The sequence below is a fragment of the Streptomyces sp. AC550_RSS872 genome, assembly GCF_019049285.1.
GTDB lineage: Bacteria > Actinomycetota > Actinomycetes > Streptomycetales > Streptomycetaceae > Streptomyces.
Map to the genome: position 1 here is coordinate 43,753 of NZ_JAGMUL010000013.1, position 25,219 is coordinate 68,971.

Consider the following 25,219-nt stretch of genomic DNA (forward strand, 5'->3'; position numbering starts at 1 on the left):
GCGAGGTCAGAGCAGACGAGGTCAGAGCAGAAGGGGCTCTTCGGCTCCGGGGTGCAGCTCCGCGAACCAGCCGGACAGGAAACGGCGGTTGCGCTGCTGGGCATGGTGCCGGTACGCGCAGTACGCGACGAACTCCGCGGCCTCCAGGAGGCCGTCGGTGTCGGCCGCGGCGCAGGGCAGGCTTTCGGGGGACGTCGGCGACGGGGCGGCGGCGAGGTCGTACCAGGTGGCGACGGTGTTCCTACGGATGACCGCGAGCGCGGACGTGCCGTCCGCGGTGTGACGGGCCGACAGACGCTCGATGAGGGCCCTGGCAGCGGCTCCGCCGGTCGTGTGCGGTCCGTGGGCGGTGCCGACCGTGGTGTCGGGCAGTTCGGCGATCGTCGCCAGTCCGCGCCGGAGGACCTGCCGGTATCTCCACTGCTCGGCCCTGTTGGGTCCGCGCCTGGTCGAGAGGGGGAGCGGCCTGCCCTGCCCGGCGGCGAGTTTCCTGGCGCGAAGGGTGTCACCGCGCCGGATGTTCAGGGCGGGGTCCGTGTGCAGCTGCTCGCGGAACTCGGCCCAGGCGGCGGCGACCGCCTTGGACTCGAAGGCGTCGAAGCCGATACGCAGCCACCCGGCCATGGTCAGGTTCCGGTCCCCGGAGAGGGCGGCGACATAGACGCCGACGGGACGAGTATTCGCTCTAGCAAATATGGGTAGATCGTCGCCGCCGGCGGCATGGGCAGGGGGCTGATTCGCGAAGGTGTTCATGGGTTACTCCATGGCACAGCAAGAGATGTGATGGAGCGTCCGCGGCAACGGCGGTGCTCGCGCGTTGCAGGAACCCCTTGCGTCACGCATCTAAGACGTTACTGGCCATGAGCTCGGCCGAGGAAAGGAATAGTGCGATCGGATCGGACTTGATCAGAACCGCATTCGATCCGGCCCGATCGCGATCGAATTGCGCCGGGAATGGGTGCTACGGGATCAAGTTGCCTCGCGCGTCGGGGTAGTTGTCGAAAAGCTGTGGCAGTGGCCCCTGGCCCAGCTTGTCGAGAAGGGCGAAGGCCGTCGCGACCGCCACGGTCTGCCCCAGGGCGCTGTTCTTCTCGATGACGAACACGAACTCGTTCTCCGAGGTCGGCAGCCGTCTCGGCAAGGTGATGAGGCCGAGCTTCTCGAATTCGTTCGTGATCTCCTCGCACAACTCCGCGCTCAGCCGCTGGCGTTCCGGCGCGGCATATTTCTTGATGAAGCGCATGGAGAGCCGCTTGATCCCGTGATCGACCTCGACGGCGTGCGCGATAACGGTGAAGTCCATAACTCAGTACATTACTGAGTTAGTTACCAAGCTGTGTGAGTCCTGCCCGAAAAGCCCCGCCCGGCCGCGGAGCTTTTCTGACGAGCTGAAACGAATCTCCTGGGTCCTAGACCCCGTAACCGTCGCTGTACCCGTCCCGCCGATGATGGTGGGGCTCGTCGCCGACGACCGGCGTCGCGGGCGGTACCACCACGCGCCTGCGCCTGGCGATGCTGCTGAACGTCGTGACGCCGATCAGCCCGACGATCATCAGGATGATGCCGACCAGGTCGAGATTGACTCCCTCCATGTCCCAGTCGGTCGCGAACGTGAGGATGGCTCCCGCGGCGATGAGGATGATGCATCCGCCGAGGCCCATAGGTGTCGCCTCCCTGGTCCGGTGGTTCCGGTCGGAGGCGGGTACCCCGCCGGGCCGGAACTACCCGCCCGGCGGAACTACCCCTCCAGGAAAGCCACCAGGGAGTTCGCCAGCAGATGCGGGTCGTCCGCGCCGCACAGCTCTCGGGCGCTGTGCATCGAGAGGATCGCCACACCGATGTCGACGGTCTTGATGCCGTGCCGGGCCGCGGTGATCGGGCCGATCGTGGTGCCGCAGGGCATGGAGTTGTTGGAGACGAAGGACTGGAAGGGGACGTTCGCCTTCTCGCAGGCCGCCGCCCAGACCGCCCGGCCCGAACCGTCGGTCGCGTAGCGGTTGTTGACGTTGACCTTGAGGATCGGGCCGCCGTTGACGCGCGGGTGGTGCGTGGGGTCGTGGCGCTCGGCGTAGTTGGGGTGGACCGCGTGGCCCGTGTCGGAGGACAGACAGACCGTGCCCGCGAAGGCACGCGCCTTGTCCTCGTACGAGCCGCCGCGCGCGAACACCGAACGCTCCAGGACGCCGCCCAGCAGCGGCCCGTCGGCGCCGGTGTCGCTCTGCGAGCCGTTCTCCTCGTGGTCGAAGGCGGCCAGCACCGGGATGGAGGGCAGGGCCGCGCCCGATGCCGCCGCCGCGGTCAGCGCCGCCACGCCCGCGTGGACCGACAGCAGGTTGTCCATGCGCGGGCCCGCGACCAGCTCCTTGTCCCGGCCCAGGTGGGCAGGCGGCTCCACGGAGTGGACCATGAGGTCCCAACCGGTGACCTCGTCCGCCGGCAGCCCGGCCGTCTCCTCCAGGAAGGCGATCAGGTCGCCGTCGCGCACATCGTCGCCGAGGCCCCAGATGGGCTGGAGGTGACGCTGCTTGTCGAGCTTGAGCCCCTCGGCGGACACGGAACGGTCCAGGTGGATGGCGAGTTGGGGGACACGCAGCAGCGGGCGGTCCACGTTCACCAGCCGGGTCGTACCGTCCCGCAGGGTCAGCCGGCCGGCCAGGCCCAGGTCGCGGTCGAGCCAGGAGTTGAGCAGGGGTCCGCCGTAGATCTCCACGGCCACCTGGCGCCAGCCGTGCGCCCCGGCGTCCGGCAGCGGCTTCACGCGCAGGTTCGGGGAGTCCGTGTGCGCGCCGACGATCCGGAACGGCGTGTGGGGCGCCGCGCCCTCGGGGACGTACCAGGCCACGATCGCGCCACCGCGCAGCACGTACTTGCCGCCGCTCGTCCCGTCCCAGGCGTCCGTCTCCGAGACCTGCCGGAATCCGGCCTTCTCCAGCCTTTCGGCGGTGTTCGCCACGGCGTGGTACGGCGACGGGCTCGCCGCCAGGAAGGACATGAGGTCGTCGGTGTGGCCGCGGTCGAAGCGGGGGGGTTCGCTCATGGGGTTCACCTTAACGACGTGCGAGGGCCCGCTCCCGGTGAAGGGGAGCGGGCCCTCGCAAGGGCGATGTGGATTGTCCGTGAGTGACTGGAACGGACTGGTAGGAGCGCCCGGAACCGGGGCCTAGAACGCCGCCTCGTCCAGCTCCATCAGGTCCAGGTCGATGCCCTCGGCGAGCTTGCGCGCACCGGTGACGCCCGGCAGGACGTTGGCCGCGAAGAACTTCGCCGCCGCGATCTTGCCCTGGTAGAACGCCTTGTCCTTCGAGGAGGCCGTCGGCAGCTTCTCGGCGGCGACCGCGGCGCCCTTGAGGAGCAGGTAGCCGACGACGACGTCGCCGGAGGCCAGCAGCAGGCGGGTGGTGTTCAGACCCACCTTGTAGATGTTCTTGACGTCCTGCTCGGTGGCCGCGAGGTCGGTCAGCATCAGGCCGACGATCGCCTCCAGCTCGACGGCGGCCTTCGCGAGGTGCTCGCGGGCGCCGGCCAGCTCCTCGCCGCCCTCACCGAGCGCCAGGAACTTCTTGATGTCCTCGGCGAGCGAGTTCAGGGCCGCGCCCTGGTTGCGGACGATCTTCCGGAAGAAGAAGTCCTGGCCCTGGATCGCGGTCGTGCCCTCGTACAGGGTGTCGATCTTGGCGTCGCGGATGTACTGCTCGATCGGGTACTCCTGGAGGAACCCGGAGCCGCCGAAGGTCTGGAGCGACTGGGCGAGCTGCTCGTAGCCCTTCTCGGATCCGTAGCCCTTGACGATCGGCAGGAGCAGGTCGTTCAGCGCGTGCTCGGCCTTGGCGTCCTCGCCGGCGGCCTCCTTGACGGCGATCGCGTCCTGGATGGAGGCGGTGTACAGCACCAGGGCGCGCATGCCCTCCGCGTACGCCTTCTGCGTCATCAGCGAGCGGCGCACGTCGGGGTGGTGCGTGATGGTGACCTTGGGTGCGGTCTTGTCGCCGAAGGCGGCGAGGTCGGAACCCTGGACGCGCTCCTTGGCGTACTCCAGCGCGTTCAGGTAGCCCGTCGACAGCGTGGAGATCGCCTTCGTGCCGACCATCATGCGAGCGAACTCGATGATGCGGAACATCTGGCGGATGCCGTCGTGCTTGTCGCCGATCAGCCAGCCCTTGGCGGGGTGCTGGTCGCCGAAGGTCATCTCGCAGGTGTTGGAGGCCTTCAGGCCCATCTTGTGCTCGACGTTGGTGGCGTAGACGCCGTTGCGCTCGCCCAGCTCGCCGGTCTCGAAGTCGAAGAGGTACTTCGGGACGAGGAAGAGGGACAGGCCCTTGGTGCCCGGACCGGCACCTTCCGGGCGCGCGAGCACGTAGTGAAGGATGTTCTCCTCCATGTCGTGCTCACCGGAGGTGATGAAGCGCTTGACGCCCTCGATGTGCCAGGAGCCGTCCTCCTGCTGGACCGCCTTGGTGCGGCCGGCGCCCACGTCCGAACCCGCGTCGGGCTCGGTGAGGACCATGGTGGAGCCCCAGGTCTTCTCGACCGCGATCTGGGCGATCTTCTTCTGTACGTCGTTGCCCTCGTCGTAGAGGATCCCGGCGAACGCCGGGCCGGAGGAGTACATCCACACAGCCGGGTTCGAGCCGAGGATCAGCTCCGCGTACGACCAGATCAGCGACGGCGGGGCGGTGGTGCCGCCGATGGCCTCGGGAAGCCCCAGCCGCCAGTACTCGGAGTCCATGAAGGCCTTGTAGCTCTTCTTGAAGGACGGCGGGACCGGCGCGGTGTTCGTCTCGGGATCGAAGACCGGCGGGTTGCGGTCGGCGTCCGCGAAGGACTCCGCCAGCTCGTTCTCGGCGAGGCGGGTCAGCTCGTCGAGGATGCTTTTCGCGGTCTCGGTGTCCATCTCCTCGAACGGGCCGGTGCCGTACAGCTTGTCGCGCCCGAGTACTTCGAAGAGGTTGAACTCGATGTCGCGGAGATTCGACTTGTAGTGCCCCATGGCGACGGCTCCGTTAGAGAGATCGGCGAGGCACTGGGTGTGCATCCTCGCGCTAGTTCACGTACCAACAAGTAGCTACGATGATGCTACCCGCCAGTAATAAGATGCAACCCCGATCCGCAATCTGTGACAGGTCACACCGGAACCGTCAGCGTCGCCGTGTATCCCCGCGCCACGCTCCCCTCCATCGCGGCCAGCTGCCGGTCGTATCCGTCGCTGAAGATGCCGTCGGTCTCCAGGGAGAGGCCGCTCAGATTGCGCACGCTCGCCTCGTAGCCGTCCGAGGCGTACACCGTGTCGCAGACGTCCTTCGGGAAGGCGAGCTGTGAGGTGCTGGTGATGGAGGTGGCGGCCGTGGCGTCGGCCAGGCCGCCGTACACCTCGAAGTGGATGTGCGGCCAGCGGCCCGCGTAGCAGCCCGGGAAGACGCTCCTGAAGGTCACCTGTCCCTTGTCGTCGGTCTCCTGGACGCCGCGCAGGTAGTTCTCGTCCGTGACGCCGTCCGAGTACAGGGAGTAATTGCCCTCCCGGTCGCAGTGCCAGAGGTAGACGGCGGCGCCCTTCTTCGGCGTCCCGCAGCCGGAGGCGGCGTCCACGACCGTGAGCGTGAGGGTCAGGGGCACGCCCTCGGCGGTGCCGCCCGCGGAGTCGCCGAAGCTCTGGGTGATGTCGCTGCGGACGACGCCGCTCTCCTTGAGGACGTTCACACCGTTGGAGCCGTCGCCGGGGAAGGGCCCCGCGGTCTCGTCCGGGATGGTGGCGCACCCGGCGGACGGCGAGGCGCTCCCGGAACCCTTGGAGGAGGGGGCGGCCGCGGTCTCGTCCTGCGAGCTGCACCCCACCAGCGGGATCAGTCCCGCCCCCGCCACCAGCCGGATCATGCGGCGGCGGGCGAGGACCGGCAGGTCGTGGGAGAGGCCGCGGTCGTGTTCGTGGACTTCTTCGGCGTGGTCTCGGCGCATGGAAAGACGCTAGGAGCGGCAGCTGTGGGAAACCAGCGCGTGGACTGTCGAGTCGCTGTCAGGTCACTGTCGGTTTGCCGTCGTCCCCGTAGCCGCCCGCCGTCCTCCCCGATCTCGGTACGCTTGCGCCCATGTACGGCTACGACCAGAACGTCGGTGCACAGCAGCAGTACGCCCCGCCGCAGCAGCCCATGGCCGGCGGAGTCGGCGGATACGGCCAGCAGCCGCCGCTCTACCCCGAGCCGTCCCCGCCCTCGCTCGCGGACGCGGTGCGGGCGTTCACCACGGGGCAGATGTCCGCGGAGGACTTCCAGCAGGTCTTCGCGACGTCGAAGGTCTACTGCCCGCGCGGCGACAACCCGGGGTTCCTCGCCCTGCACAACACCCAGCAGCCGGTGATCCCGATGTTCACCTCGCTGAAGGAGCTGCGCCGGTACGCGGGCAAGGAGTCCAAGTACTTCGTCATCACCGGCGCCGAGGTGATCGACCTCCTCCCCACCGGCTACGGCTTCGTCCTCGACATGGAGGGCGAACACCGCATGGTCTTCGACGCGAAGGCCGTGGAGCAGATGGTCGAGTTCGCGATGCGCCGGATGTACGGCTGACCTCAGCGCGCCAGCCGTAGCGCCAGTCCGTCGAGGACGATGTCCAGGGCCGCGGCGAACTTGGCGTCCCGCAGGGCGGCCGGGTCCGTGGTGGCCGTCTGCTGTGTGCCGGCGTAGCCCTGCGCGAGATGCTCGTGGCCCGCGGCGGCCTGCTGCGCGGCGGGCATCAGCCGCGCGATGAAGCCGGCTTCCGTCTCGCCGGAGCGGGCGACCGTGGTGAGCCAGGCGGCCTCGGTGGTGCTCATCCCGATCACGTACGACAGAACGGCGTCGATCGCGCCGTTGGGATCCGGGAATCCGGCCGTCGTGAACAGGGCGGCCAGCCGCTCGGAGTAGGTCATGAGATTGGGGCCCAGGTAGGCGAGCCCCGCCTGGCCGAGCTGCGAGGACAGCCAGGGGTGCCGTAGCGCCGTCGTACGGAAGGAGTGCGCGGACTCGCTGACGGCCGCGCGCCAGTCGGAGCCGTCGGCCGGCGGTACGTGGATCTCGGCGGCGACCTCGTCGACGGCCAGCTCCATCAGCTCGTCCTTGGTGGCGACGTGCCGGTAGAGGGAGGCGGCGCCGGCGTTCAGCCGGGTGGCGAGCTTGCGCATGCTCAGTGCCTCCACGCCCTGGGCGTCCAGCATCACGATCGCCTCGCGCACGATCGTGGCGCGGTTCAGCGTGGGCTGGTCGGGCTCGGGCCGGGGGCGGGCCCAGACGGAGGGGATCGGGCTCGGCTTCGTGGTCTTGGCGGCCATCGTGCTCCCTCGTGCTTCTTGAGGTCCGACTCTCTGCGTACGTCGTTCGCAAGTAGCGTACAGGAATCAAGACTTGCGAACGTTGTTCCGCTGTGCGTACAGTGTTCGCATCGAAGGAACGGTGTTCACGAACTCGGGAGGGGAACGTCATGGACGTCAAGGGAACGCGTGATCCACGCCGCTGGTGGATCCTGATCGTGCTCTGCCTGAGCACACTGGTGCTGGTCGTCGACAGCATGGCGCTGACCGTCGCGGTGCCCGTGATGACCGGGGACATCGGGGCGAGCGCCCAGCAGACCCAGTGGATCCTGGACTCCTACATCCTGGTCTTCGCCGGCCTGCTGCTGACCTCCGGCAGCCTGGGCGACCGGTTCGGCCGCCGGAAGGTGATGCTGATCGGGCTGCTGCTCTTCGGGGCGGCCTCGCTGGCGGCGGCCTGGTGCGCGAACCCCGGTGAGGTCATCGCCGTACGCGTCGCGATGGGTGTCGGCGGCGCCCTGATCATGCCGTCCACCCTGTCCATCCTCATCACCGTCTTCGACGAGGAGGAGCGTGGCAAGGCCATGGCCGCCTGGAGCTCGGTGTCGATGCTCGGCCTGGTCGGCAGCCCGGTGCTCGGCGGTGTCCTGATCGAGCACTTCTCCTGGCAGTCGATCTTCTTCGTCAACGTGCCGATCGTGGCGCTCGCCGTCGTCGCCGGTCTGACGCTGATGCCGGAGTCCAAGGCGCCCTGGCAGAAGGCCGACCCGCTGGGCGCGGTGCTGTCGGCGGCCGGGATGACGGCCCTGGTGTGGTGGATCATCGAGCTCCCGCAGCACGGGGTGTGGACGCCTGCCCTGCCCGTGGCGCTCGCCTCCCTGGCCGGCTTCGTGGTCTGGGAGAACATCACCAAGTCCCCCATGGTCCCGCTCGTGCTCTTCAAGCACCGCAACTTCAGCGGCGGTTCGCTGTCCCTGGCCCTGGTCCAGATCGGAAACGGCGGTCTGCTGCTGGTCCTCACCCAGTACCTGCAGTTCGTGCTCGGCTACTCGCCCCTCAAGGCGGGCCTCGCCTTCCTGCCGCTGGCGATCGCGGCGCTGGTCGGCAACGGCGTGGGCGTCAAGCTCGCCGCCAGGTACGGCAACCGGTGGGTGATCCTCGCGGGGATGCTGGTGATGGTGGCCTGCTTCGCCCTGCTGACCACGGTCTCGGCCGGCTCCGGCTTCACGGTCCCGGCGGTCGCGCTCGGTCTCCTCGGCCTCGGCGCGGGTCTGGCGATGCCGGCCGCGGTCGGCGCGCTGATGGGCACCATCCCCGAGGACAAGGCGGGCGTCGGCTCGGCCCTGAACGACACCGTCCAGCAGACCGGCACCGCGCTGGGCATCGCGATCCTCGGCTCGCTGCTGTCGAGCGGCTTCGCCGACCGGATGCCCGAGGGGACGCCGGAGGCGGCGAGGCACTCGATCGCCGGTGCGGTGGCCGGTGGCGACGCCGGTCTGATCGCCGCCGCCCGCGAGGCCTTCACCGCCTCGATGTCCACCACCTTCACGGTCAGCGCGATCGGAGTCGCGGTGGCGGCGCTGCTGGCGACGCTGGTCATGCGGGACGACCGGCGCAAGCCGGCAGAGGCGGCCCGCAATCCCGAGGAGCAGCACGAACTCGCCGTCTGACCCCCGTGGCCAGGATCTTCCTGGCACACTGAGCCGCTCCCGAAACACCGGGTCCTCGTGACAAAGGCCGGCGCCCACCGCGGTGCCGGCCTTCGGCTGTGCCCGGAGGGAATGCCCTGTGGGCTTTTCCGGTTGAGGGTGGCAGAAAGTTCAATGCTCAACTAAACTGGCCGCACAAGGAGGTACCGACATGCCTGCAGTGACCGTCGAGAACCCGCTGACGCTGCCCCGTGTCGCCGCGCCCGCGGAGGCAGTGGCCCGTCCCGTGCTCGCCGTCACGACCGCGCCGAGCGGTTTCGAGGGTGAGGGCTTCCCGGTGCGCCGTGCGTTCGCCGGGATCAACTACCGCCATCTGGACCCGTTCATCATGATGGACCAGATGGGCGAGGTGGAGTACGCGCCGGGCGAGCCCAAGGGCACCCCCTGGCATCCGCACCGCGGCTTCGAGACCGTCACCTACATCATCGACGGGATCTTCGACCACCAGGACAGCCAGGGCGGCGGCGGCACCATCACCAACGGCGACACCCAGTGGATGACGGCCGGCTCGGGCCTGTTGCACATCGAGGCGCCGCCGGAGTCGCTGGTCGTGTCCGGCGGTCTGTTCCACGGCTTGCAGCTGTGGGTGAACCTGCCGGCCAAGGACAAGATGATGGCGCCGCGCTACCAGGACATCCGCGGCGGCAACGTGCAGCTGCTCACGACCCCAGACGGCGGCGCGCTCCTGCGCGTCATCGCCGGTGAGCTGGACGGGCACGCCGGTCCTGGCATCACGCACACGCCGATCACGATGATCCACGCGACGGTGGCGCCGGGTGCGGAGGTCACGCTGCCGTGGCGGGAGGACTTCAACGGGCTGGCGTACGTGCTGGCGGGCAAGGGCTCGGTCGGTGCCGAGCGCCGTCCGATCCACCTGGGCCAGACGGCGGTGTTCGGTGAGGGCGGTTCCCTGACCGTCCGCGCCGACGAGAAGCAGGACTCCCACACGCCGGACCTGGAGGTCGTGCTTCTGGGCGGGCAGCCGATCCGTGAGCCGATGGCTCACTACGGCCCGTTCGTCATGAACACCAGGGAAGAGCTTCAGCAGGCGTTCGAGGACTTCCAGAAGGGGCGGCTGGGCACGATCCCGGCGGTGCACGGGATGTCTGAGGGCGGAATGTAGGGGTTCGCCGGGGCCGGATGGGGACGAGCCCGGTCTGAACCGGGGTGTTGCGACGAGCGCTGGAACGGACGGAAGGCCTCGAGATGCGGCCCCGGGCCTTTCGCCGCCCGTCACCCGCCCGGTCCGCCCGCACACGACAGGCCCGCCCCGTCCGTGATCCGCTGGAACCGTGCAGGCCCCCACCCCGCTGCTCCCCGACCCCGTCCGGCGGCTCGCCGCCTGGTGTGCCGTCGTGTTGCTCGTCGCCGGGGTGGTCTACGTCGGGATCCGGCTGGCCGACGAGTTCCGTACGGCGGTCGTGCCCGTGCTGCTCGCGCTGCTCGGGACGGCACTACTGAGGCCGTTGCACCGACGGCTGGTGCGGGCCAAGGTGAACCGGTCCGTCGCCGCGGGGCTCACCTGCGTCGCCGTCGTGGCTGTGGTCGGCGGGGCGGTGTACATCGTCGTCGCCGCGATCGTCGACACCGGCGACCAGATCGTCGCCGCGCTCAAGCAGGCGGCCCAGGATCTCGCCGACCACTTCGGGGCGGCCGGCACCTCGCTGGACGACGTCGCCTCCAACGCCCGGGAACTGCTCACCAAGTTCGGCGGCACGGCCGCCTCCGGCGTCCTCAGCGGGGTCAGCGTCGTGGCCGAGACCATCGCCATGGCCGTACTCGCGCTGCTGCTGGTCTTCTTCTTCCTGCGGGACTCCGACCGGGCCGCCGGTGCCCTGCGGGCCGTCGTCCCGGGCCGGTCCGGGGACGTCGCGGAGGCCATCGCGCGGCGGGCGTTCCTGGCTGTGGAGGGGTTCATGCGGGGGACCACCGTCGTCGCCCTCATCGACGCCCTCTGCATCACCGTCGGACTGGTCTTCCTCGACGTGCCGGGCGCGGTCGGGCTCGGCGCGCTCGTCTTCGTCGGGGCGTACATCCCCTACCTCGGCGCCTTCATCTCGGGTGCCGTCGCGGTGCTGGTCGCGCTCGCCGACCGGGGGTTCGTCATCGCGCTGTGGGTGCTTGCCATCGTGCTCGCCGTGCAGATCCTCGAGGGGCATGTCCTGACGCCCATGATCCAGAGCCGGACCGTGCAGATGCACCCCGCCGTCGTCATGGTGGCGATCACCGCGGGAGCCTCCGTGGCCGGCGTCCTCGGCATGCTGCTCGCCGTACCCCTGACCGCCGCCGTCTTCGGCGTCGTCAACGAACTCAGGGAGCGCTACGCCACCCCGGAGCGCCCCGAACCCCCGGCGCCGTCCGAGCCGTCCGGACCCTCCTCACCCACGCCCCCCACGGCGCCCTCCGCCTCGTAGAGCTCGAACCAGATGCTCTTCCCCTCGCCCCGCGGATCCACGCCCCACGCCTGAGCCAGCATCTCGATCAGGATCAGGCCCCGGCCGGAGGACGCCAGTTCCCCGGGGCGGCGCTTGTGGGGCAGGTCGTCGCTGGTGTCCGTGACCTCGACGCGTATCCGGCGGTCCCCGGAGGCGCCCCGTACCTCGGCGAGGAGCAGGGCGTCGGCGTCGGTGTGGACGAGGACGTTGGTGAGCATCTCGGACAGGAGCAGGACCGCCGAGTCCACCTGGTCCTCGGAGGTCCAGTCGTGCAGCAGCTCCCGCAGTTGCTGACGGGCCACCGCGACCCGCTCCGGCTCGTCCTGCGCGACGGTGAGCATGGTGCGCCGGATCGTGGGCCGGACGGCCACCGTGTCACCGCAGCCGCAGCCCTCCCCCTCCCGGCACAGCAGCAGCACCGCGATGTCGTCCTCGCGCCGGTCGGCGAGCGGGCCGGTGGAGTGGTGGGAGGACGGGCCGTGGACGGCCTGGACGAGGGCGTCGGCGAGGGCCTCCAGGTCGCCGTCGTGGTCCTCCAGGATGGCGCGGATGCGCTTCCAGCCGGTCTCCAGGTCATGGCCGCCGGTCTCGATCAGGCCGTCCGTGCAGATCAGCATGGTCTCGCCGGGTTCCAGGGTGATCCTCGTCGTCGGGTAGTCGGCGTCCGGGTCGATGCCGAGCGGGAGGCCGCCGGCCGTGGGGCGGGCCAGCACCGTGCCGTCGCTCATGCGGATCGCCGGGTCCGGGTGACCGGCGCGGGCGATGTCCAGCAGGCCGGTCGTGGGGTCGACCTCGACGTACAGGCAGGTCGCGAAGCGCAGTTCGGACGGGTCCTCGTCGAGGGAGCCGAACGTCATGCCGTGCAGAAAGCGGGAGGCGCGGGAGAGCACGGCGTCGGGGCGGTGGCCCTCGGAGGCGTAGGCCCGCAGCGCGATCCGGAGCTGGCCCATCAGGCCCGCCGCCCGTACGTCATGGCCCTGGACGTCACCGATGACCAGGGCGAACCGGCCGTTGGGCAGCGGGATCATGTCGTACCAGTCGCCGCCGACCTGGAGCCCGCCCCCGGTCGGCACATAGCGTGCGGCGACGCTCATGCCCGGTATCTCGGGGCCGAGCTGCGGCAGCATCGAGCGCTGGAGGCCGTCCGTGAGCTCCCGCGCGGACTCGGCGGCCTCGGCGCGCGACAGGGCCTGGGCGAGCATGCGGGCCACCGTCGTCAGCACGGACCGTTCGTCGGGCGTGAACGCCACCGGATAGGTGAACGCCGCCATCCAGGCGCCCATGGTGCGGCCGGCCACGGTCAGCGGCAGAAACGCCCAGGACTGCCGGTCGAAGGGCGCGGCGAGCGGCCAGGTGACCGGGTAGCGGTCCTTGTACTGCTCGGGCGTGGACAGGTAGACGGCACGACCGGTGCGGACCACCTCGGCGGCCGGGTAGTCGGTGTCCAGAGCCATGTGGGAGAAGGGGCCCTCGTCGCCGGGCTGGTGGCCGTGGTGGCCGATGATCGTCAGGCGGTCGCCCGTCACCCCGAAGACGGCCAGGCCGTCCGGTGAGAAGCCCGGCATCGACAGACCCGCCGCGACCCTCAGCACCTCCTCCGTCGACCGCGCCTCGGCCAGCGCCCGGCCCGCGTCCAGCAGGAACGCCTCCCGCGAGCGCCGCCAGTCACCGGTGACCGCCGTACGCCCGGCAGAGGTGCCCGGCACCGGCTCGGTGACCTCCTGGAGGGAGCCGGTCACCTCGTACGACCGTTTCTCGCGGTCGAAGGAGGCGTGGAAGCGGCTGCGGCCGACCCGGATGACCCGGCCCCGCTCGTCCATGATCCGCACCCGTACCTCGCCGAGCGAGCCCTCGGCGACGGCCAGCTGGATGACCCCGCTGATCTCGTTCCAGTCCACCGGGTGCAGGCGGGAGCGCACCTGGGCCTGGCTGAGAGTGGCCTGCTCGGCGGGCAGCCCGAGCAGCCGTGCCGCCTCCGAGTCGACCGTGACGAGTCCCGTGGCGGTGTTCCAGTGCCACAGTCCGGTAGCGAGGGCGGCGAGAACCTCCCCCACGGCGGGCAGGGGCTCACCAGTGTGCATGCGCTCCACTTTAGGAAGATGTGATCGCACCCTGCCACCGAAGCTGTACAGGGCATCTGGTCAGTAATGGTGGGGAGCCGATCTTGGGGTCCCCGGTAGGCTTGGGTGAGGTTTCACGGAAAGTTTCACGTGAAACAGGCCCCCCGATCCGCGAAGACTGGATGAACGACGATGCATCGGTACAGGTCCCACACCTGCGGCGAGCTCCGCTCCTCTGACGTCGGCACCGACGTCCGACTGAGTGGCTGGCTGCACAATCGGCGCGACCTGGGCGGCATCCTCTTCATCGATCTGCGCGACCACTACGGCATCACGCAGCTCGTCGCCCGTCCCGGCACGCCCGCGTACGAGGCCCTCGACAAGCTGACCAAGGAGTCGACCGTCCGCGTCGACGGCAAGGTCGTCTCCCGTGGCGCCGAGAACATCAACCCCGAGCTGCCCACCGGCGAGGTCGAGGTCGAGGTCGGCGAGGTCGAGCTGCTCGGTGCGGCCGCCCCGCTGCCGTTCACGATCAACACCGAGGACGGGGTCAACGAGGAGCGGCGCCTGGAGTACCGCTTCCTGGACCTGCGCCGCGAGCGCATGCACAAGAACATCCTGCTGCGGACGTCGGTCATCTCGGCGATCCGCCACAAGATGACGGCGCTGGGCTTCAACGAGATGGCGACGCCGATCCTGTCCGCGACCTCCCCCGAGGGCGCCCGTGACTTCGTCGTCCCCTCCCGTCTGAACCCGGGCAGGTTCTACGCCCTGCCGCAGGCCCCGCAGCAGTTCAAGCAGCTGCTGATGATCTCCGGCTTCGACCGCTACTTCCAGATCGCGCCCTGCTTCCGCGACGAGGACGCGCGTGCGGACCGCTCGCCGGGCGAGTTCTACCAGCTCGACATCGAGATGAGCTTCGTCGAGCAGGAGGACGTCTTCCAGCCCGTCGAGAAGCTGATGACCGAGCTCTTCGAGGAGTTCGGGGGCGGCCGCCACGTCACGTCGCCGTTCCCGCGGATCCCGTTCCGCGAGGCGATGCTGAAGTACGGCTCCGACAAGCCGGACCTGCGCGCCCAGCTGGAGCTCGTCGACATCACCGACATCTTCGAGGGCTCGGAGTTCAAGGCCTTCGCCGGCAAGCACGTGCGCGCCCTGCCGGTGCCGGACGTCTCCTCGCAGCCCCGGAAGTTCTTCGACCAGCTCGGGGACTTCGCGGTTTCCCAGGGCGCGAAGGGCCTGGCGTGGGTGCGGGTGGCCGAGGACGGCTCGCTGTCCGGTCCGATCGCGAAGTTCCTCACCGAGGAGAACGTCGCCGAGCTGACCAAGCGCCTGTCCCTGGCCGCCGGTCACGCCGTGTTCTTCGGCGCGGGCGAGTTCGACGAGGTCTCGAAGATCATGGGCGCGGTGCGGGTCGAGGCCGCCAAGCGTGCCGGGCACTTCGAGGAGGGCGTCTTCCGGTTCTGCTGGATCGTCGACTTCCCGATGTACGAGAAGGACGAGGACACCGGCGCGATCGACTTCTCGCACAACCCCTTCTCCATGCCGCAGGGCGGCCTGGAGGCCCTGGAGACCCAGGACCCGCTGGACATCCTGGGCTGGCAGTACGACATCGTCTGCAACGGCGTCGAGCTGTCCTCCGGCGCGATCCGGAACCACGAGCCCGAGATCATGCTCAAGGCCTTCGAGATCGCGGGCTACGACCGCGAGACCGTCGAGGACAAGTTCGCCGGCATGCTGCGAGCCTTCCGCTTCGGCGCCCCGCCGCACGGCGGCATCGCCCCCGGCGTGGACCGTATCGTCATGCTCCTCGCCGACGAGCCGAACATCCGCGAGACCATCGCCTTCCCGCTCAACGGCAACGCCCAGGACCTGATGATGGGCGCGCCGACGGAGCTGGAGGAGGCGCGGCTGAAGGAGCTGCACCTGTCGGTGCGCAAGCCGCAGCCCAAGTAGGTCTTTGCAGCCGTAGGTGGCTCGGAACCGGCGTCGGTTCCGAGCCACTTACGTTTACGGCGCTCGTGCAGGGCTCGTGCCCAGCCCTGACCCGTGCTCCTGACAGGCGCCGTCACGTCTCCCCGTCCGGCGGCGGCCTGAGCGCCTCCTCCTCCAGCAGCCGTTCCGCGATGTCGTCCGCCCATGTCCGGACCCACCGACGGAGCCCGGGCACCGACTCCGCGGCCAGGCCGCCCGCCAGGAACTCCCGGTCGTTGAGGAGTTCCGTGGCCTCCAGGCGGGACTGGAGGTCCCCCAGGTCGAACTCGTCCCAGGTGTGGCGGCGGCCCAGTTCCTCCAGGTCGGGGTAGCTCCAGTGGGACGCGGCCAGGTAGACGTCGGCGACGTCGCGTGCGGCGCCGCGGTCGGTCACGGCGCGGACCTTGGTGCCGATGAGGTCCTCCAGGGAGAGGGCCGGGCCGAGGCCGGTCGTCGCCGGGGGCCGCCAGAAGGTCTCCTTCAGCAGGTCGACGGCACGTTCCGTACCCGTGTCGGGGTCCGTGACGAGCAGGCGGGCGGAGAGCGGGTCGGTCTCCAGGGGACGTACCCGCCAGCCGCGTTCCGTCAGGCCGTGACGGACCATGGCCGCGATCTGGTCCATGGGCTCGGGGTTCTCGGTCGCCAGTTCCAGCGGGCCAGTCACCAGCGCCTCCCGTGTGGCCTCCGGGGGCAGACGGTGGGCCTGTACCGCGCAGTCGCCGGCCAGGACGAGCGGGTAGCGGGCACCGACGGTGAGGACGTCGGACAGGAGGTGGCGGGGCGGGGGCAGCATGGTGGCCCCGATTATCGCGGTCGCGTCCCGGCCGGCCCGGATCGACCGCCGTCGACACGCGGTGCCGTGCCAAAGAATGTGATCCGGGCCAGTCGGGGCAACCCGTCCGGACCGGAAACCGTGCCGCTCGCCTACCTCGCCACGAACTGCGTGAGAATCGCCTGCACCTCGTAGATGTCCACACCCTTGGTGAACGTCTTCTCGATCGGCGTCGCCGACCCCGAGAGCCAGATCTTCAGCTCGGCGTCCAGGTCGAAGGTGCCGGCGGTCTCCACCGCGAAGTGCGTGATGCTGCGGTAGGGGATGGAGTGGTACTCCACCTTCTTGCCGGTGATGCCCTGCTTGTCGACCAGGATGAGACGGCGGTCGGTGAACAGGATGGTGTCCCGTATCAGCAGATACGCCGCGTGCACCTGCTCACCGTGACCCAGCAGCCGGGCGAAGTCCTGCTGCGCCTGACCCGGGTCGACGGTGTGCGCGTTTCCGAAGAGCGCCATGGATGGATCCCCCCACTTGATGGCCTTTGGCGGCCGATCGACGGCCTTGCGTGATCTTCGCAATGTACAGCGGCCCGGGGGCGGCCAGGCATAGGGGCGTAAACGATCAGGTGTCGTACGAACCGTCCCAGGGCGCACCGAAACCCAGGTTGTCCGGATGGAGCTCGGCCCATGCCTCGCCCTCGTCCTCCCCCGTCACCAGGCCGAACAGCACGCCGTCGACGGTGAGTTGGAAGGGGCGGATCGCGATGTCCGTGTACGTACGGCGGGGGAGGCTGCGCAGCCGGGTCGCGAGGTGGGCCCGGGCGCGGGCCAGTACCGAGTCGGGGCCGTGCGGGGCGCGCTGCTGCTCGGCCCAGGTGCCGGCGCACCAGATCTCCGACTCTCGGTACCTGCCCTCGGAGTCGAAGGTGTGCAGGACCGAATAGAGACGTTTGTGCTCTTCCCAGCCGGTGTCGAGGTCGAACCCCTTGGGGAAGGCGTAGGTGACCGACCCCATGAACTGCCCGTCTGCATAACAGCCGATCGCCTCGGTACGGCCGTGCGGCTCGTAGGCGATCGGGATGACCTCAGGGACTGCCATGGCGGAAACCATACGGTCGTGAAGGGGGACATGGTGGCGGTGGGGGGCGATCGATGCCAACCCAATGGGCAACATCCCCGTGATGTCCGCGACTTGACCACCGTTCAGTCAAAAGATTCACGGCAGCCTTTCCGATCTCCGCGACCACGAAGGAGCTGGGAAACCCGCTCACCCGGGCCTGTTCGCCGGCAACGCGAGCCTCACCGGATGCGGGTGCCCGAGTTCGCCAAGGCCGTTGGGTACGGGGAGGACCTTGTCTGCAAGATCGCGGCTGGGCACCGTCCACGTCCGCGACTCCAAGAACACCCGGGGCCCCCGCCTGGGTGTCGCCCCCGAGATGGTCGGACTTCGTGACGTACGCGTCGGGGAGTTGATCCTCAACCCTGTCCCGGGCGGTTCGAATCGCCGGTGCCCGCGTCAAGTTGACGGGCACCGTCCTGTTGCGGAAGAACCCGTTCGACCAGCATCTCGGGAGAGGGTTCGATACCCAGGGCCCGCATCGCGGTGAGGGAGTAGAGCAGGTCCTTCTGCTCCTGCGTGGCGACGCGGTCGATGAACCCGCTGGCGCGCTCCAGCTTGTGATCCTCCTGGATCTGTTCGCTGAGCTGCACGCCCATCTCCTTGGCGTCCTCCCGCGTGTGCCGGGCGTGACGCGCGAGGATCCCGCCGCCCGAGGTGATGAGGATGCCCGTCAGGCTCGTCACCAGCGGCAGATAGTCGAGGTTCGGGTTACCGGCGTGCACCAGTGCCAGGATGCCGCCGGCCAGCACGATGAGCGCGCCGCCGGCCATGAAGAACACACTGAGCCGGAAAGTCGCTTCGGCCTGCCGATGACCCTGTTTGACCAGCTCGACGTAGAGTTCCTGGCGCTGGGCGGCGAGGCTGTCGGCGGTGCCGGCGGCGGGTGGGGCCTCTGTCGGCGGGACGTGAACGGTGACGTTGTCACCGGTCACCGCGACTCGGATGTCCCCTCCGGCCGCGATGGACCCCCTGCCGCTCGACGAGATCTCGTTGGGTTCGCCCGTGGCCGCTCCACCTGACGACCGCCACCATCTCCACCGCATAGTGGTCCCCCGATCCGCGCCGGCCGGCTGATCCTCCCAGCCGGCCGATCGCCTCAGGGTAGCCGCGATGCGGGCGTCGCGACCCCGGATCGCATTACGCCGCCTCGCCGCCGAAGCGCTCCTTGTACGCCGCCAGGTCCTCGTCCGTGAGCTTGGCGAAGAGCACCGGGGGGACGGTGAAAGGGGTGCCGGCGGGGACGGAGGCGAGGGACTTGGCCTCGTCGGCGGTGACCCAGGCGGCGGTGTCGTCCTTCAGCGCGAAGGCCTCGCGCATCGTCTTCGCCGTCGTCGGGATGAAGGGTTGCGAGACCACCGCGTACAGGTGGATCAGGTTCATCGCCGTACGCAGGGTGAGGGCCGCGGCGTCCTTGTCGGTCTTGATCTCCAGCCACGGGGCCTTCTCCTCCAGGTAGGAGTTGCCCGCGGACCACAGGGCGCGCAGGGCGGCGGCCGCCTTGCGGAACTGGAGGGCCTCCATGTGCTCCTCGTACTCCGCGAGCAGCCGCGCGATCTCCTCGCCGAGCTTCGTCTCCGCCTCACCGGCCTCGGCACCCGCCGGGACCTCCTCGCCGAAGCGCTTCTTGGAGAAGGACAGGACACGGTTGACGAAGTTGCCGAGGGTGTCGGCGAGGTCCTTGTTCACCGTGGCCGTGAAGTGCTCCCAGGTGAAGGACGAGTCGTCCGACTCGGGGGCGTTGGCGATCAGGAAGTAGCGCCAGTAGTCGGCGGGGAGGATCTCCAGGGCCTGGTCGGTGAAGACGCCGCGCTTCTGGGAGGTGGAGAACTTTCCGCCGTAGTACGTCAGCCAGTTGAAGGCCTTGACGAAGTCGACCTTCTTCCAGGGCTCGCGGATGCCGAGCTCGGTGGCCGGGAACATCACCGTGTGGAACGGGACGTTGTCCTTCGCCATGAACTGCGTGTAGCGGACGTCGGTGTCGACGTCGTACCACCACGACTTCCAGTCGCGGTTCTCCGGGTCCTGGTCCGACCATTCCTTCGTCGAGCCGAGGTACTCGATCGGGGCGTCGAACCAGACGTAGAAGACCTTGCCCTCGGCCGCCAGCTCCGGCCACGTGTCCGCCGGGACCGGGACGCCCCAGTCCAGGTCACGGGTGATCGCACGGTCGTGCAGGCCCTCGGTCAGCCACTTGTGGGCGATGGAGGAGGCCAGGTGCGGCCAGACGCCGTCGTGGCGGGCGACCCACTCCATGACCTCGCGCTGGAGCTTGGACTGGAGGAGGAAGAGGTGCTTGGTCTCGCGGACCTCCAGGTCCGTGGAGCCGGAGATCGCGGAGCGGGGGTTGATCAGGTCGGTGGGGTCGAGTACGCGGGTGCAGTTCTCGCACTGGTCGCCGCGGGCCTTGTCGTAGCCGCAGTGGGGGCAGGTGCCCTCGACGTAGCGGTCCGGGAGGAAGCGGCCGTCGGTCGGCGAGTACACCTGGCGGATGGCGCGCTCTTCGATGAAGCCGTTCTCGTGCAGCTTGCGGGCGAAGTGCTGGGTGATCTCGACGTTCTGGGGGGAGGAACTCCGGCCGAAGTAGTCGAAGGCCAGCGCGAAGCCGTCGTAGACCGCCTTCTGGGCGTCGTGTGCCTGTGCGCAGAACGCGTCTACGGGGAGACCCTGCTCCTTCGCCGCCAGCTCGGCGGGGGTGCCGTGCTCGTCCGTCGCGCAGATGTACAGGACGTCGTGGCCGCGCTGGCGGAGGTACCGGGAGTACACGTCCGCCGGGAGCATGGACCCCACCATGTTGCCCAGGTGCTTGATTCCGTTGATGTACGGAAGGGCGCTGGTGATGAGGTGTCGAGCCATCGGGGGCTGCTCCCAGGTCGGTTCTGCTGCTGGTTTTGCGAACCTTGAAATCGTATCCGACATGGGTGGGCCGCCCGCTTCCCGTTTTGTGTGGTGGGAAGGGGCGGCCGGGGTGATCTTCGGTGGTGATCTACCGGTGGTGATCTACGGGGTTACGGGCGCCAGTCGATCAGTACGCCGTCGTAGAGCTCCGCGTCCGTGAGCTCCAGGGGGGTCGGGCCCGCGTGGAAGAAGGCCGTGTTGTCGGTCTTCAGCTTGCGGAGGTAGTCGAAGGCCTTGTTGTCGTGGTCGCCGAACGCGATGAAGGAGAAGAAGACGGTGGGGTGGGACTTCGCCGCGCTGGTGAGGGACTGGGTGGCGGGGGTCTTCGCGTCGGGGGCGCCGTCGGTCTGGAAGACGACGAGGGCGGGGGTGCCGGGGGTGACGTTCTTGTCGTAGTGGGCGAGGACGGCTTCCACGGCGGCGTGGTAGCTGGTGCGGCCCATACGGCCGAGGCCGGCGTGTGCGTCGTCGACGGCGGTGGCGGAGGAGGTGGCGGTGAGGTCGGCGGTGCCGTCGACCTCGGTGGAGAAGAAGACGACGTGGAGGGAGTGGTTCGGGGCGCCGGGGTCCAGGTGCTCGGCGAGGGCGAGGGTCTGGTCGGCGAGGGCCTGGGCGGAGCCGTCCTTGTAGTACGGGCGCATGCTCGCGGAGCGGTCCAGGACGAGGTAGACCTTGGCGCGGGCGGTGGTGAGGCCGGCCTTTGCGAGGGCGGCGGCGGCCGGGGTGGCCTCCGGCTCGGGGTGCGGGGCGTTTGCCTCCGGCTCGGGCGCGGGCTCGGGCTCGGCCTCGGCTTCGCCTTCGGCGTCGGTGTTCCCGCCCGCACCGCCCGTGCGGCTTTCGTCGTCGGCTGCGGGTGGCCCCTGTGGGGCGTCCTCGCCGTCGGCGGCTGTCGGCTCGGCCTCGGCTTCGCCTTCGGCGTCGGTGTTCCCGCCCGCACCGCCCGTGCGGGTCTCGTCGTCGGCTGCGGGTGGCCCCTGTGGGGCGTCCTCGCCGTCGGCGGCCGCGGGCTCGGACTCCGGGACTTCGTCGGCAGCCGCGGAGGGGTCCGGCTCGGCGGCCGCCTCGGGCTCGTGCTCTTCGGCGACGGGCGTCTCGGCAACCGGTTCCGTAGCTGCCGTCTCCTCGGCAACCGTCGTCTCCTCGGCGACCGGCTCTTCGACCGTCGACTCCTCGACGGCAGGCGTCTCCGTGATCGTTTCCCCGGCGACCGGCTCCACCGCGACCGGCTCCACCGCGGGCGGCTCCTCAGCCGCCACCGGCTCTTCCGCCACCACCGGCTCTTCCACCGCCACCGGCTCTTCCACCGCCACCGGCTCCACCGGCTCCACCGGCTCCGTCGGCTTCGGGACCGTCACGTTGTCGAAGGCGGCCGAGACCAGCTCGTGCTCTTCGTCGTCCTCGATGTCCTGGTCGGCCTGGTTGGCCTGCGGCTCGGCGGCCTTGGGGGGCTCGGTGGTTTCCGGGGTCGGGCGGTCCGCGGTTCGGGGTTCCGGGACCTGGGCCGTCGGGGTCGGCTGGGGTTCCGGGGTCGGGGACGGGACCGTCGGCCGGGGTTCCGGCGAAGGCGTCGTCGCACCCTCTGCTTCGGCGGTACGCCCCTTGCGTGACCGGCCGAACGCGTTCCGCAGGAGAGTGAGAATGCCCATGTGCGCAACCCTTCGCGTGAGTTGATGCCCGTAGATCCCTGGCCAGGACGGACACGTAAGGTTAGCGGCCCCAGATGGTGATCTTGGGGAGGGGCTGGCACTGAAGCCCCCCGTACGTCAAGGGAGCATCGCGCCGAGTCCGGCCGAGGGCTCAACTTCGGTACCGCTACCTCTGGTTCACCTTTAGTTCATGTGATCGCCCCGCTCCCGCACAGACGTGCCCCTAGCGTCCCCCACGCCGCACTCAAGGGGAAGCCAAGGGGAGAACAAGACATCATGCGCATACCGTTGCCGATCATCAGAACGAACAGCGACTCGCACCCCGGCGGGCGGGCCGCCCTGACCTGCCGGTTCCGGTGTGGTGACGCGTGTTTCCACGAGGTGCCCAACACCACCACGAACCCGTACGTCGGTGACGTCATCGCCGAAGCCGTCAGCCGCCGCACCACGCTGCGCGCCGCCGCCGTCGTCACCGCGGCCGCCGCCGTCAGCGGCACGGTCACCGTGGCCGCGCCACAGGCGGACGCCGCCGAGGCCGCCGGGGTGTCCGAAAAGACCGGGTCCTCCCGGGGCGCGCGCGGTCTGCGCTTCAGCCCCGTCGCGCCGAACACCGCCGATGTCGTGACGATTCCGGACGGTTACGCGCAGAACATCGTCATCCGCTGGGGCGAGCCCATCCTGCGGGGTGCCCCCGCGTTCGACCCGGAGAACCAGACCGGCGAGGCCCAGGCCAAGCAGTTCGGGTACAACAACGACTTCCTCGCCCTGCTTCCGCTGCCGGGTGAGCGGAACCGGCAGATTCTCGTCGCCAATCACGAGTACACCGACGAAGTGCTCATGTTCCGCGGGTACGACGACGCCAACCCGACCAAGCAGCAGGTCGAGGTCGCCTGGGCCGCCCATGGGCTCTCCGCCGTCGTGGTGGAGGGGGACCGGCGGACCGGGAAGCTGACGCCCGTCGCCCGGCACCCGCTCAACCGGCGCGTCACCGCCACGAGCGAGTTCAAGGTCACCGGGCCCGCCGCCGGGTCCGACCTGCTGAAGACCTCCGCCGACCCGACCGGCACCAAGGTCCTCGGCACGCTCAACAACTGCGCCGGCGGCGTCACCCCGTGGGGCACCACGCTGCACGGCGAGGAGAACTTCAACCAGTACTTCGCCAACGCCACCCGCGCCACCGACAAGCGGTACGGGCTCGGGACGGGTGCCTCCGAGCGCAAGTGGGAGCGGTTCGACAAGCGGTTCGACGTCGCGCAGGAGCCCAACGAGCCGCACCGCTTCGGGTACGTCGTCGAGCTCGACCCGTACGACCCCGCCTCCAAGCCGCGCAAGCACACCGCGCTCGGCCGCTTCAAGCACGAGGGCGCGACCGTGCGGCTGACGCACGACGGTCGCCCGGTCGTCTACTCCGGTGACGACGAGCGGTTCGACTACTTCTACAAGTTCGTCGGCAGCAAGCGGATGAAGAAGGGCCACTCGAGGGCCGTGCGGGAGCACAATCTCTCGCTGCTCGACGAGGGGACGCTCTACGTCGCCAAGCTCACCGGTGACTCCCCCGCCATCGAGATCGACGGCACCGGCAAGCTCCCGGCCGACGGCGAGTTCGACGGCAGCGGCGAGTGGATTCCGCTGGCCACGGCGACGGCGCAGGGTGCCGTCTCGCACGTCGAGGGGATGACGGCGGAGGAGGTCTTCGTCTTCACGCGCCTGGCCGGTGACAAGGTCGGCGCGACGAAGATGGACCGGCCCGAGGACGTCGAGCCGAACCCGCACACCGGCAAGGTGTACGTCGCCCTCACCAACAACAAGGACCGCGGCGCCGCGGGCAAGGCCCCGGCCGACGAGGCCAACCCGCGCAACACCAACAAGCACGGCCAGGTCCTGGAGCTGACCGAGCGCTGGAACTGCGCCGACAGCGAGAAGTTCGCCTGGAAGCTGTTCCTGGTCGCCGGAGACCCGAACGACCCGGCCACCTACTTCGCCGGTTTCCCGAAGGAAGACGTCTCCCCGATCTCCTGCCCGGACAACGTCGCCTTCGACTCGTACGGCAACCTGTGGATCTCCACCGACGGCAACCAGCTCGGCTCCCACGACGGCCTCTTCGGCGTCGCCACGCGCGGGGAGCGGCGCGGTGAGCTCAAGCAGTTCCTCACGGTGCCGAAGGGTGCGGAGACCTGCGGCCCCGTGATCCAGGACCGGCGTGTGCTCGTCGCCGTGCAGCACCCGGGCGAGATCGACGGCGCGACGGCCGAGAAGCCGCTGAGCGCCTGGCCCGACGGCGCCGGAAAGATCAACCGCCCGGCTGTGGTGGCGGTCTGGCGCAAGGACGGCTGCGACATCGGCGTCTGACCCCCACGGACACCGATCACGGGAGGGCTGGGACCGGCGGCTGCCGCTCACCGTCGTGTTCCGGCCATTCCCGTTCCAGCCATTCCCGGTACGCCGGCGCCTGCCGCGCCACCTCCCAGTACGCCTCCTCCAGCGCGGGATAGACCCCGTCCAGGTCCGTCTCCGTACGGGCCGCGAGGAGCAGGCGTACGCCCAGGGGGTCGCCGTGCAGGCGCCGTACCGCCATGGTGGGGCTGTCGGCGTGGGTCGGCTGGCAGACGGCGACCACCTCACCGGTGGCGACCAGGGCGTCGGCCGTGTAGTAGTCGCCGTGCAGCACATGCGGGCTGACCCCGGCGGCGCGGAACATCCGCTGCACGGCGTCCCACTCGCCGTCCACCGTCGGGTCGACCATCCAGCGGTCGTCGGCCAGATCAGGGAGGGCGACCTCCGCCTTCGCCGCGGCCGGATGGTCGGTCGGCAGCGACACGAACTGCGGCTCGCGTTCCATCAGCACGCGGAGACGAAGCTCGGGTGGGATGCGCAACGGGCAGCCCTCCACCTCGTGCACGAAGGCGACGTCCAGCTGGCCGTCGGCGACCATGCGGAGCAGGGCGTTCGGGGAGACGTTCATGTGCAGGGTCGGATCCTGGCCGTGGCCGCGCAGCCGGCGCAGCCAGCCCGCCAGGGCCTTGCTCGCCGTCGACCCGACCCGCAGCTCCGCACCGCCCACCGCGGCCGCCCTCGCCTCCGCGACCAGGGCACGCATGTCGGCCACCAGCGGACGGGCCCGGCTGAGGACCAGCCGGCCCAGCGGCGTGGGCCGGCAGCCGGTTCTCGCGCGGACGAACAGCGCGCCGCCCAGCTCCTGCTCGATCCGCCGCAGTTGCGTGCTGAGCGACGGCTGGGCGACGCCCAGCTGGCGTGCGGCCCGGTGCAGACTGCCGGTGTCCGCTATGGCGCACAGCGCGCGGAGGTGTCTCACCTCGAGGTCCATGCCCTCGC

Annotated in this window: 21 protein-coding genes; 6 read left to right on the forward strand and 15 right to left on the reverse strand. The window is 69.7% G+C overall.

The features are described from left to right. Window positions 1-21 precede the first annotated feature (21 nt). From KUM44_RS04725 to KUM44_RS04750, 6 genes are all read right to left on the reverse strand, one after another. Window positions 22-753, reverse strand: coding sequence for a hypothetical protein (locus KUM44_RS04725; protein WP_217206458.1), 732 nt, complete (start codon window positions 751-753; stop codon window positions 22-24). 208 nt (window positions 754-961) lie between these two features. Continuing rightward, window positions 962-1,303, reverse strand: coding sequence for a hypothetical protein (locus tag KUM44_RS04730; RefSeq protein WP_217206459.1), 342 nt, complete (start codon window positions 1,301-1,303; stop codon window positions 962-964). 106 nt (window positions 1,304-1,409) lie between these two features. Beyond that, window positions 1,410-1,661: a DUF6458 family protein gene (locus tag KUM44_RS04735; RefSeq protein ID WP_217206460.1), complete on the reverse strand. Its 252-nt coding sequence runs from the start codon at window positions 1,659-1,661 to the stop codon at window positions 1,410-1,412. 77 nt (window positions 1,662-1,738) lie between these two features. Further along, window positions 1,739-3,037, reverse strand: coding sequence for a M18 family aminopeptidase (locus KUM44_RS04740; protein ID WP_217206461.1), 1,299 nt, complete (start codon window positions 3,035-3,037; stop codon window positions 1,739-1,741). Window positions 3,038-3,160: 123 nt separating this feature from the next. Next, on the reverse strand, window positions 3,161-4,987 hold the full coding sequence (locus KUM44_RS04745) for an acyl-CoA dehydrogenase (protein WP_217206463.1): 1,827 nt from the start codon (window positions 4,985-4,987) through the stop codon (window positions 3,161-3,163). A 134-nt stretch (window positions 4,988-5,121) separates the two neighbouring features. Then, window positions 5,122-5,949: an intradiol ring-cleavage dioxygenase gene (locus tag KUM44_RS04750; RefSeq protein WP_217206465.1), complete on the reverse strand. Its 828-nt coding sequence runs from the start codon at window positions 5,947-5,949 to the stop codon at window positions 5,122-5,124. Between the two features lie 131 nt (window positions 5,950-6,080). Between KUM44_RS04750 and KUM44_RS04755 the strand changes: the two genes are divergently transcribed. Further along, on the forward strand, window positions 6,081-6,554 hold the full coding sequence (locus tag KUM44_RS04755) for an SseB family protein (RefSeq protein ID WP_217206467.1): 474 nt from the start codon (window positions 6,081-6,083) through the stop codon (window positions 6,552-6,554). A 2-nt stretch (window positions 6,555-6,556) separates the two neighbouring features. Here the strand turns inward: KUM44_RS04755 and KUM44_RS04760 are convergent, their stop codons facing one another. Continuing rightward, the gene (locus KUM44_RS04760) at window positions 6,557-7,294 is read right to left on the reverse strand and encodes a TetR/AcrR family transcriptional regulator (RefSeq protein WP_217206469.1); all 738 of its coding nucleotides are present in this window, start codon (window positions 7,292-7,294) and stop codon (window positions 6,557-6,559) included. A gap of 149 nt (window positions 7,295-7,443) precedes the next feature. Here KUM44_RS04760 and KUM44_RS04765 point away from each other — a divergent pair, with 149 nt between their 5' ends. The 3 genes from KUM44_RS04765 (at window position 7,444) to KUM44_RS04775 (ending at window position 11,396) form a co-directional block, all read left to right on the forward strand. Next, window positions 7,444-8,943, forward strand: coding sequence for an MFS transporter (locus tag KUM44_RS04765; RefSeq protein WP_217206470.1), 1,500 nt, complete (start codon window positions 7,444-7,446; stop codon window positions 8,941-8,943). Between the two features lie 190 nt (window positions 8,944-9,133). Next, window positions 9,134-10,105 carry a pirin family protein gene (locus tag KUM44_RS04770; RefSeq protein ID WP_217206471.1) on the forward strand — a complete coding sequence of 324 codons (972 nt, stop codon included), beginning with the start codon at window positions 9,134-9,136 and terminating at the stop codon, window positions 10,103-10,105. A gap of 169 nt (window positions 10,106-10,274) precedes the next feature. Further along, window positions 10,275-11,396 (forward strand): AI-2E family transporter, encoded by a 1,122-nt coding sequence (locus tag KUM44_RS04775; RefSeq protein ID WP_217206472.1) that lies wholly within the window; start codon window positions 10,275-10,277, stop codon window positions 11,394-11,396. On the opposite strand, the gene KUM44_RS04780 is transcribed toward KUM44_RS04775, so the two are convergent. Then, window positions 11,303-13,498 carry a SpoIIE family protein phosphatase gene (locus KUM44_RS04780; protein WP_217206473.1) on the reverse strand — a complete coding sequence of 732 codons (2,196 nt, stop codon included), beginning with the start codon at window positions 13,496-13,498 and terminating at the stop codon, window positions 11,303-11,305. The two genes, KUM44_RS04775 and KUM44_RS04780, sit on opposite strands and share 94 nt — an antisense overlap. Before the next feature lie 171 nt (window positions 13,499-13,669). Here KUM44_RS04780 and aspS point away from each other — a divergent pair, with 171 nt between their 5' ends. Continuing rightward, window positions 13,670-15,433, forward strand: coding sequence for an aspartate--tRNA ligase (gene aspS / locus KUM44_RS04785; protein ID WP_217206474.1), 1,764 nt, complete (start codon window positions 13,670-13,672; stop codon window positions 15,431-15,433). Between the two features lie 112 nt (window positions 15,434-15,545). Here aspS and KUM44_RS04790 read toward each other — a convergent pair whose 3' ends face one another. The 6 genes from KUM44_RS04790 to KUM44_RS04815 form a co-directional block, all read right to left on the reverse strand. Continuing rightward, on the reverse strand, window positions 15,546-16,244 hold the full coding sequence (locus tag KUM44_RS04790) for a nucleotidyl transferase AbiEii/AbiGii toxin family protein (RefSeq protein WP_217206475.1): 699 nt from the start codon (window positions 16,242-16,244) through the stop codon (window positions 15,546-15,548). Between the two features lie 131 nt (window positions 16,245-16,375). After that, window positions 16,376-16,741, reverse strand: coding sequence for a PH domain-containing protein (locus KUM44_RS04795; protein ID WP_217206477.1), 366 nt, complete (start codon window positions 16,739-16,741; stop codon window positions 16,376-16,378). A 106-nt stretch (window positions 16,742-16,847) separates the two neighbouring features. Then, window positions 16,848-17,324, reverse strand: a complete 477-nt coding sequence (locus KUM44_RS04800; RefSeq protein WP_217206478.1) for a hypothetical protein — start codon at window positions 17,322-17,324, stop codon at window positions 16,848-16,850. A gap of 377 nt (window positions 17,325-17,701) precedes the next feature. Next, complete coding sequence (locus tag KUM44_RS04805; RefSeq protein ID WP_217206479.1) at window positions 17,702-18,277, reverse strand: hypothetical protein; 576 nt, start codon at window positions 18,275-18,277, stop codon at window positions 17,702-17,704. 205 nt (window positions 18,278-18,482) lie between these two features. Beyond that, complete coding sequence (gene metG, locus KUM44_RS04810) at window positions 18,483-20,198, reverse strand: methionine--tRNA ligase (RefSeq protein ID WP_217206480.1); 1,716 nt, start codon at window positions 20,196-20,198, stop codon at window positions 18,483-18,485. Window positions 20,199-20,350: 152 nt separating this feature from the next. Next, the gene (locus tag KUM44_RS04815) at window positions 20,351-21,886 is read right to left on the reverse strand and encodes a VWA domain-containing protein (protein WP_217206481.1); all 1,536 of its coding nucleotides are present in this window, start codon (window positions 21,884-21,886) and stop codon (window positions 20,351-20,353) included. 276 nt (window positions 21,887-22,162) lie between these two features. Between KUM44_RS04815 and KUM44_RS04820 the strand changes: the two genes are divergently transcribed. Next, a complete protein-coding gene (locus KUM44_RS04820) occupies window positions 22,163-24,235 on the forward strand; it encodes a PhoX family phosphatase (protein ID WP_217206482.1) in 2,073 nt (690 codons plus the stop codon). 16 nt (window positions 24,236-24,251) lie between these two features. Here KUM44_RS04820 and KUM44_RS04825 read toward each other — a convergent pair whose 3' ends face one another. After that, window positions 24,252-25,211, reverse strand: a complete 960-nt coding sequence (locus KUM44_RS04825; protein ID WP_217206483.1) for a LysR family transcriptional regulator — start codon at window positions 25,209-25,211, stop codon at window positions 24,252-24,254. Between the last annotated feature and the right edge of the window lie 8 nt (window positions 25,212-25,219).

Bases quoted from the DNA above. Each gene is read 5' to 3' on its own strand.
- KUM44_RS04725 (WP_217206458.1), bottom strand. From the start codon at position 753: ATGAACACCTTCGCGAATCAGCCCCCTGCCCATGCCGCCGGCGGCGAC.
- KUM44_RS04730 (WP_217206459.1), bottom strand. From the start codon at position 1,303: ATGGACTTCACCGTTATCGCGCACGCCGTCGAGGTCGATCACGGGATC.
- KUM44_RS04735 (WP_217206460.1), bottom strand. From the start codon at position 1,661: ATGGGCCTCGGCGGATGCATCATCCTCATCGCCGCGGGAGCCATCCTC.
- KUM44_RS04740 (WP_217206461.1), bottom strand. From the start codon at position 3,037: ATGAGCGAACCCCCCCGCTTCGACCGCGGCCACACCGACGACCTCATG.
- KUM44_RS04745 (WP_217206463.1), bottom strand. From the start codon at position 4,987: ATGGGGCACTACAAGTCGAATCTCCGCGACATCGAGTTCAACCTCTTC.
- KUM44_RS04750 (WP_217206465.1), bottom strand. From the start codon at position 5,949: ATGCGCCGAGACCACGCCGAAGAAGTCCACGAACACGACCGCGGCCTC.
- KUM44_RS04755 (WP_217206467.1), top strand. From the start codon at position 6,081: ATGTACGGCTACGACCAGAACGTCGGTGCACAGCAGCAGTACGCCCCG.
- KUM44_RS04760 (WP_217206469.1), bottom strand. From the start codon at position 7,294: ATGGCCGCCAAGACCACGAAGCCGAGCCCGATCCCCTCCGTCTGGGCC.
- KUM44_RS04765 (WP_217206470.1), top strand. From the start codon at position 7,444: ATGGACGTCAAGGGAACGCGTGATCCACGCCGCTGGTGGATCCTGATC.
- KUM44_RS04770 (WP_217206471.1), top strand. From the start codon at position 9,134: ATGCCTGCAGTGACCGTCGAGAACCCGCTGACGCTGCCCCGTGTCGCC.
- KUM44_RS04780 (WP_217206473.1), bottom strand. From the start codon at position 13,498: ATGCACACTGGTGAGCCCCTGCCCGCCGTGGGGGAGGTTCTCGCCGCC.
- aspS (WP_217206474.1), top strand. From the start codon at position 13,670: ATGCATCGGTACAGGTCCCACACCTGCGGCGAGCTCCGCTCCTCTGAC.
- KUM44_RS04790 (WP_217206475.1), bottom strand. From the start codon at position 16,244: ATGCTGCCCCCGCCCCGCCACCTCCTGTCCGACGTCCTCACCGTCGGT.
- KUM44_RS04795 (WP_217206477.1), bottom strand. From the start codon at position 16,741: ATGGCGCTCTTCGGAAACGCGCACACCGTCGACCCGGGTCAGGCGCAG.
- KUM44_RS04800 (WP_217206478.1), bottom strand. From the start codon at position 17,324: ATGGCAGTCCCTGAGGTCATCCCGATCGCCTACGAGCCGCACGGCCGT.
- metG (WP_217206480.1), bottom strand. From the start codon at position 20,198: ATGGCTCGACACCTCATCACCAGCGCCCTTCCGTACATCAACGGAATC.
- KUM44_RS04815 (WP_217206481.1), bottom strand. From the start codon at position 21,886: ATGGGCATTCTCACTCTCCTGCGGAACGCGTTCGGCCGGTCACGCAAG.
- KUM44_RS04820 (WP_217206482.1), top strand. From the start codon at position 22,163: ATGCGCATACCGTTGCCGATCATCAGAACGAACAGCGACTCGCACCCC.
- KUM44_RS04825 (WP_217206483.1), bottom strand. From the start codon at position 25,211: ATGGACCTCGAGGTGAGACACCTCCGCGCGCTGTGCGCCATAGCGGAC.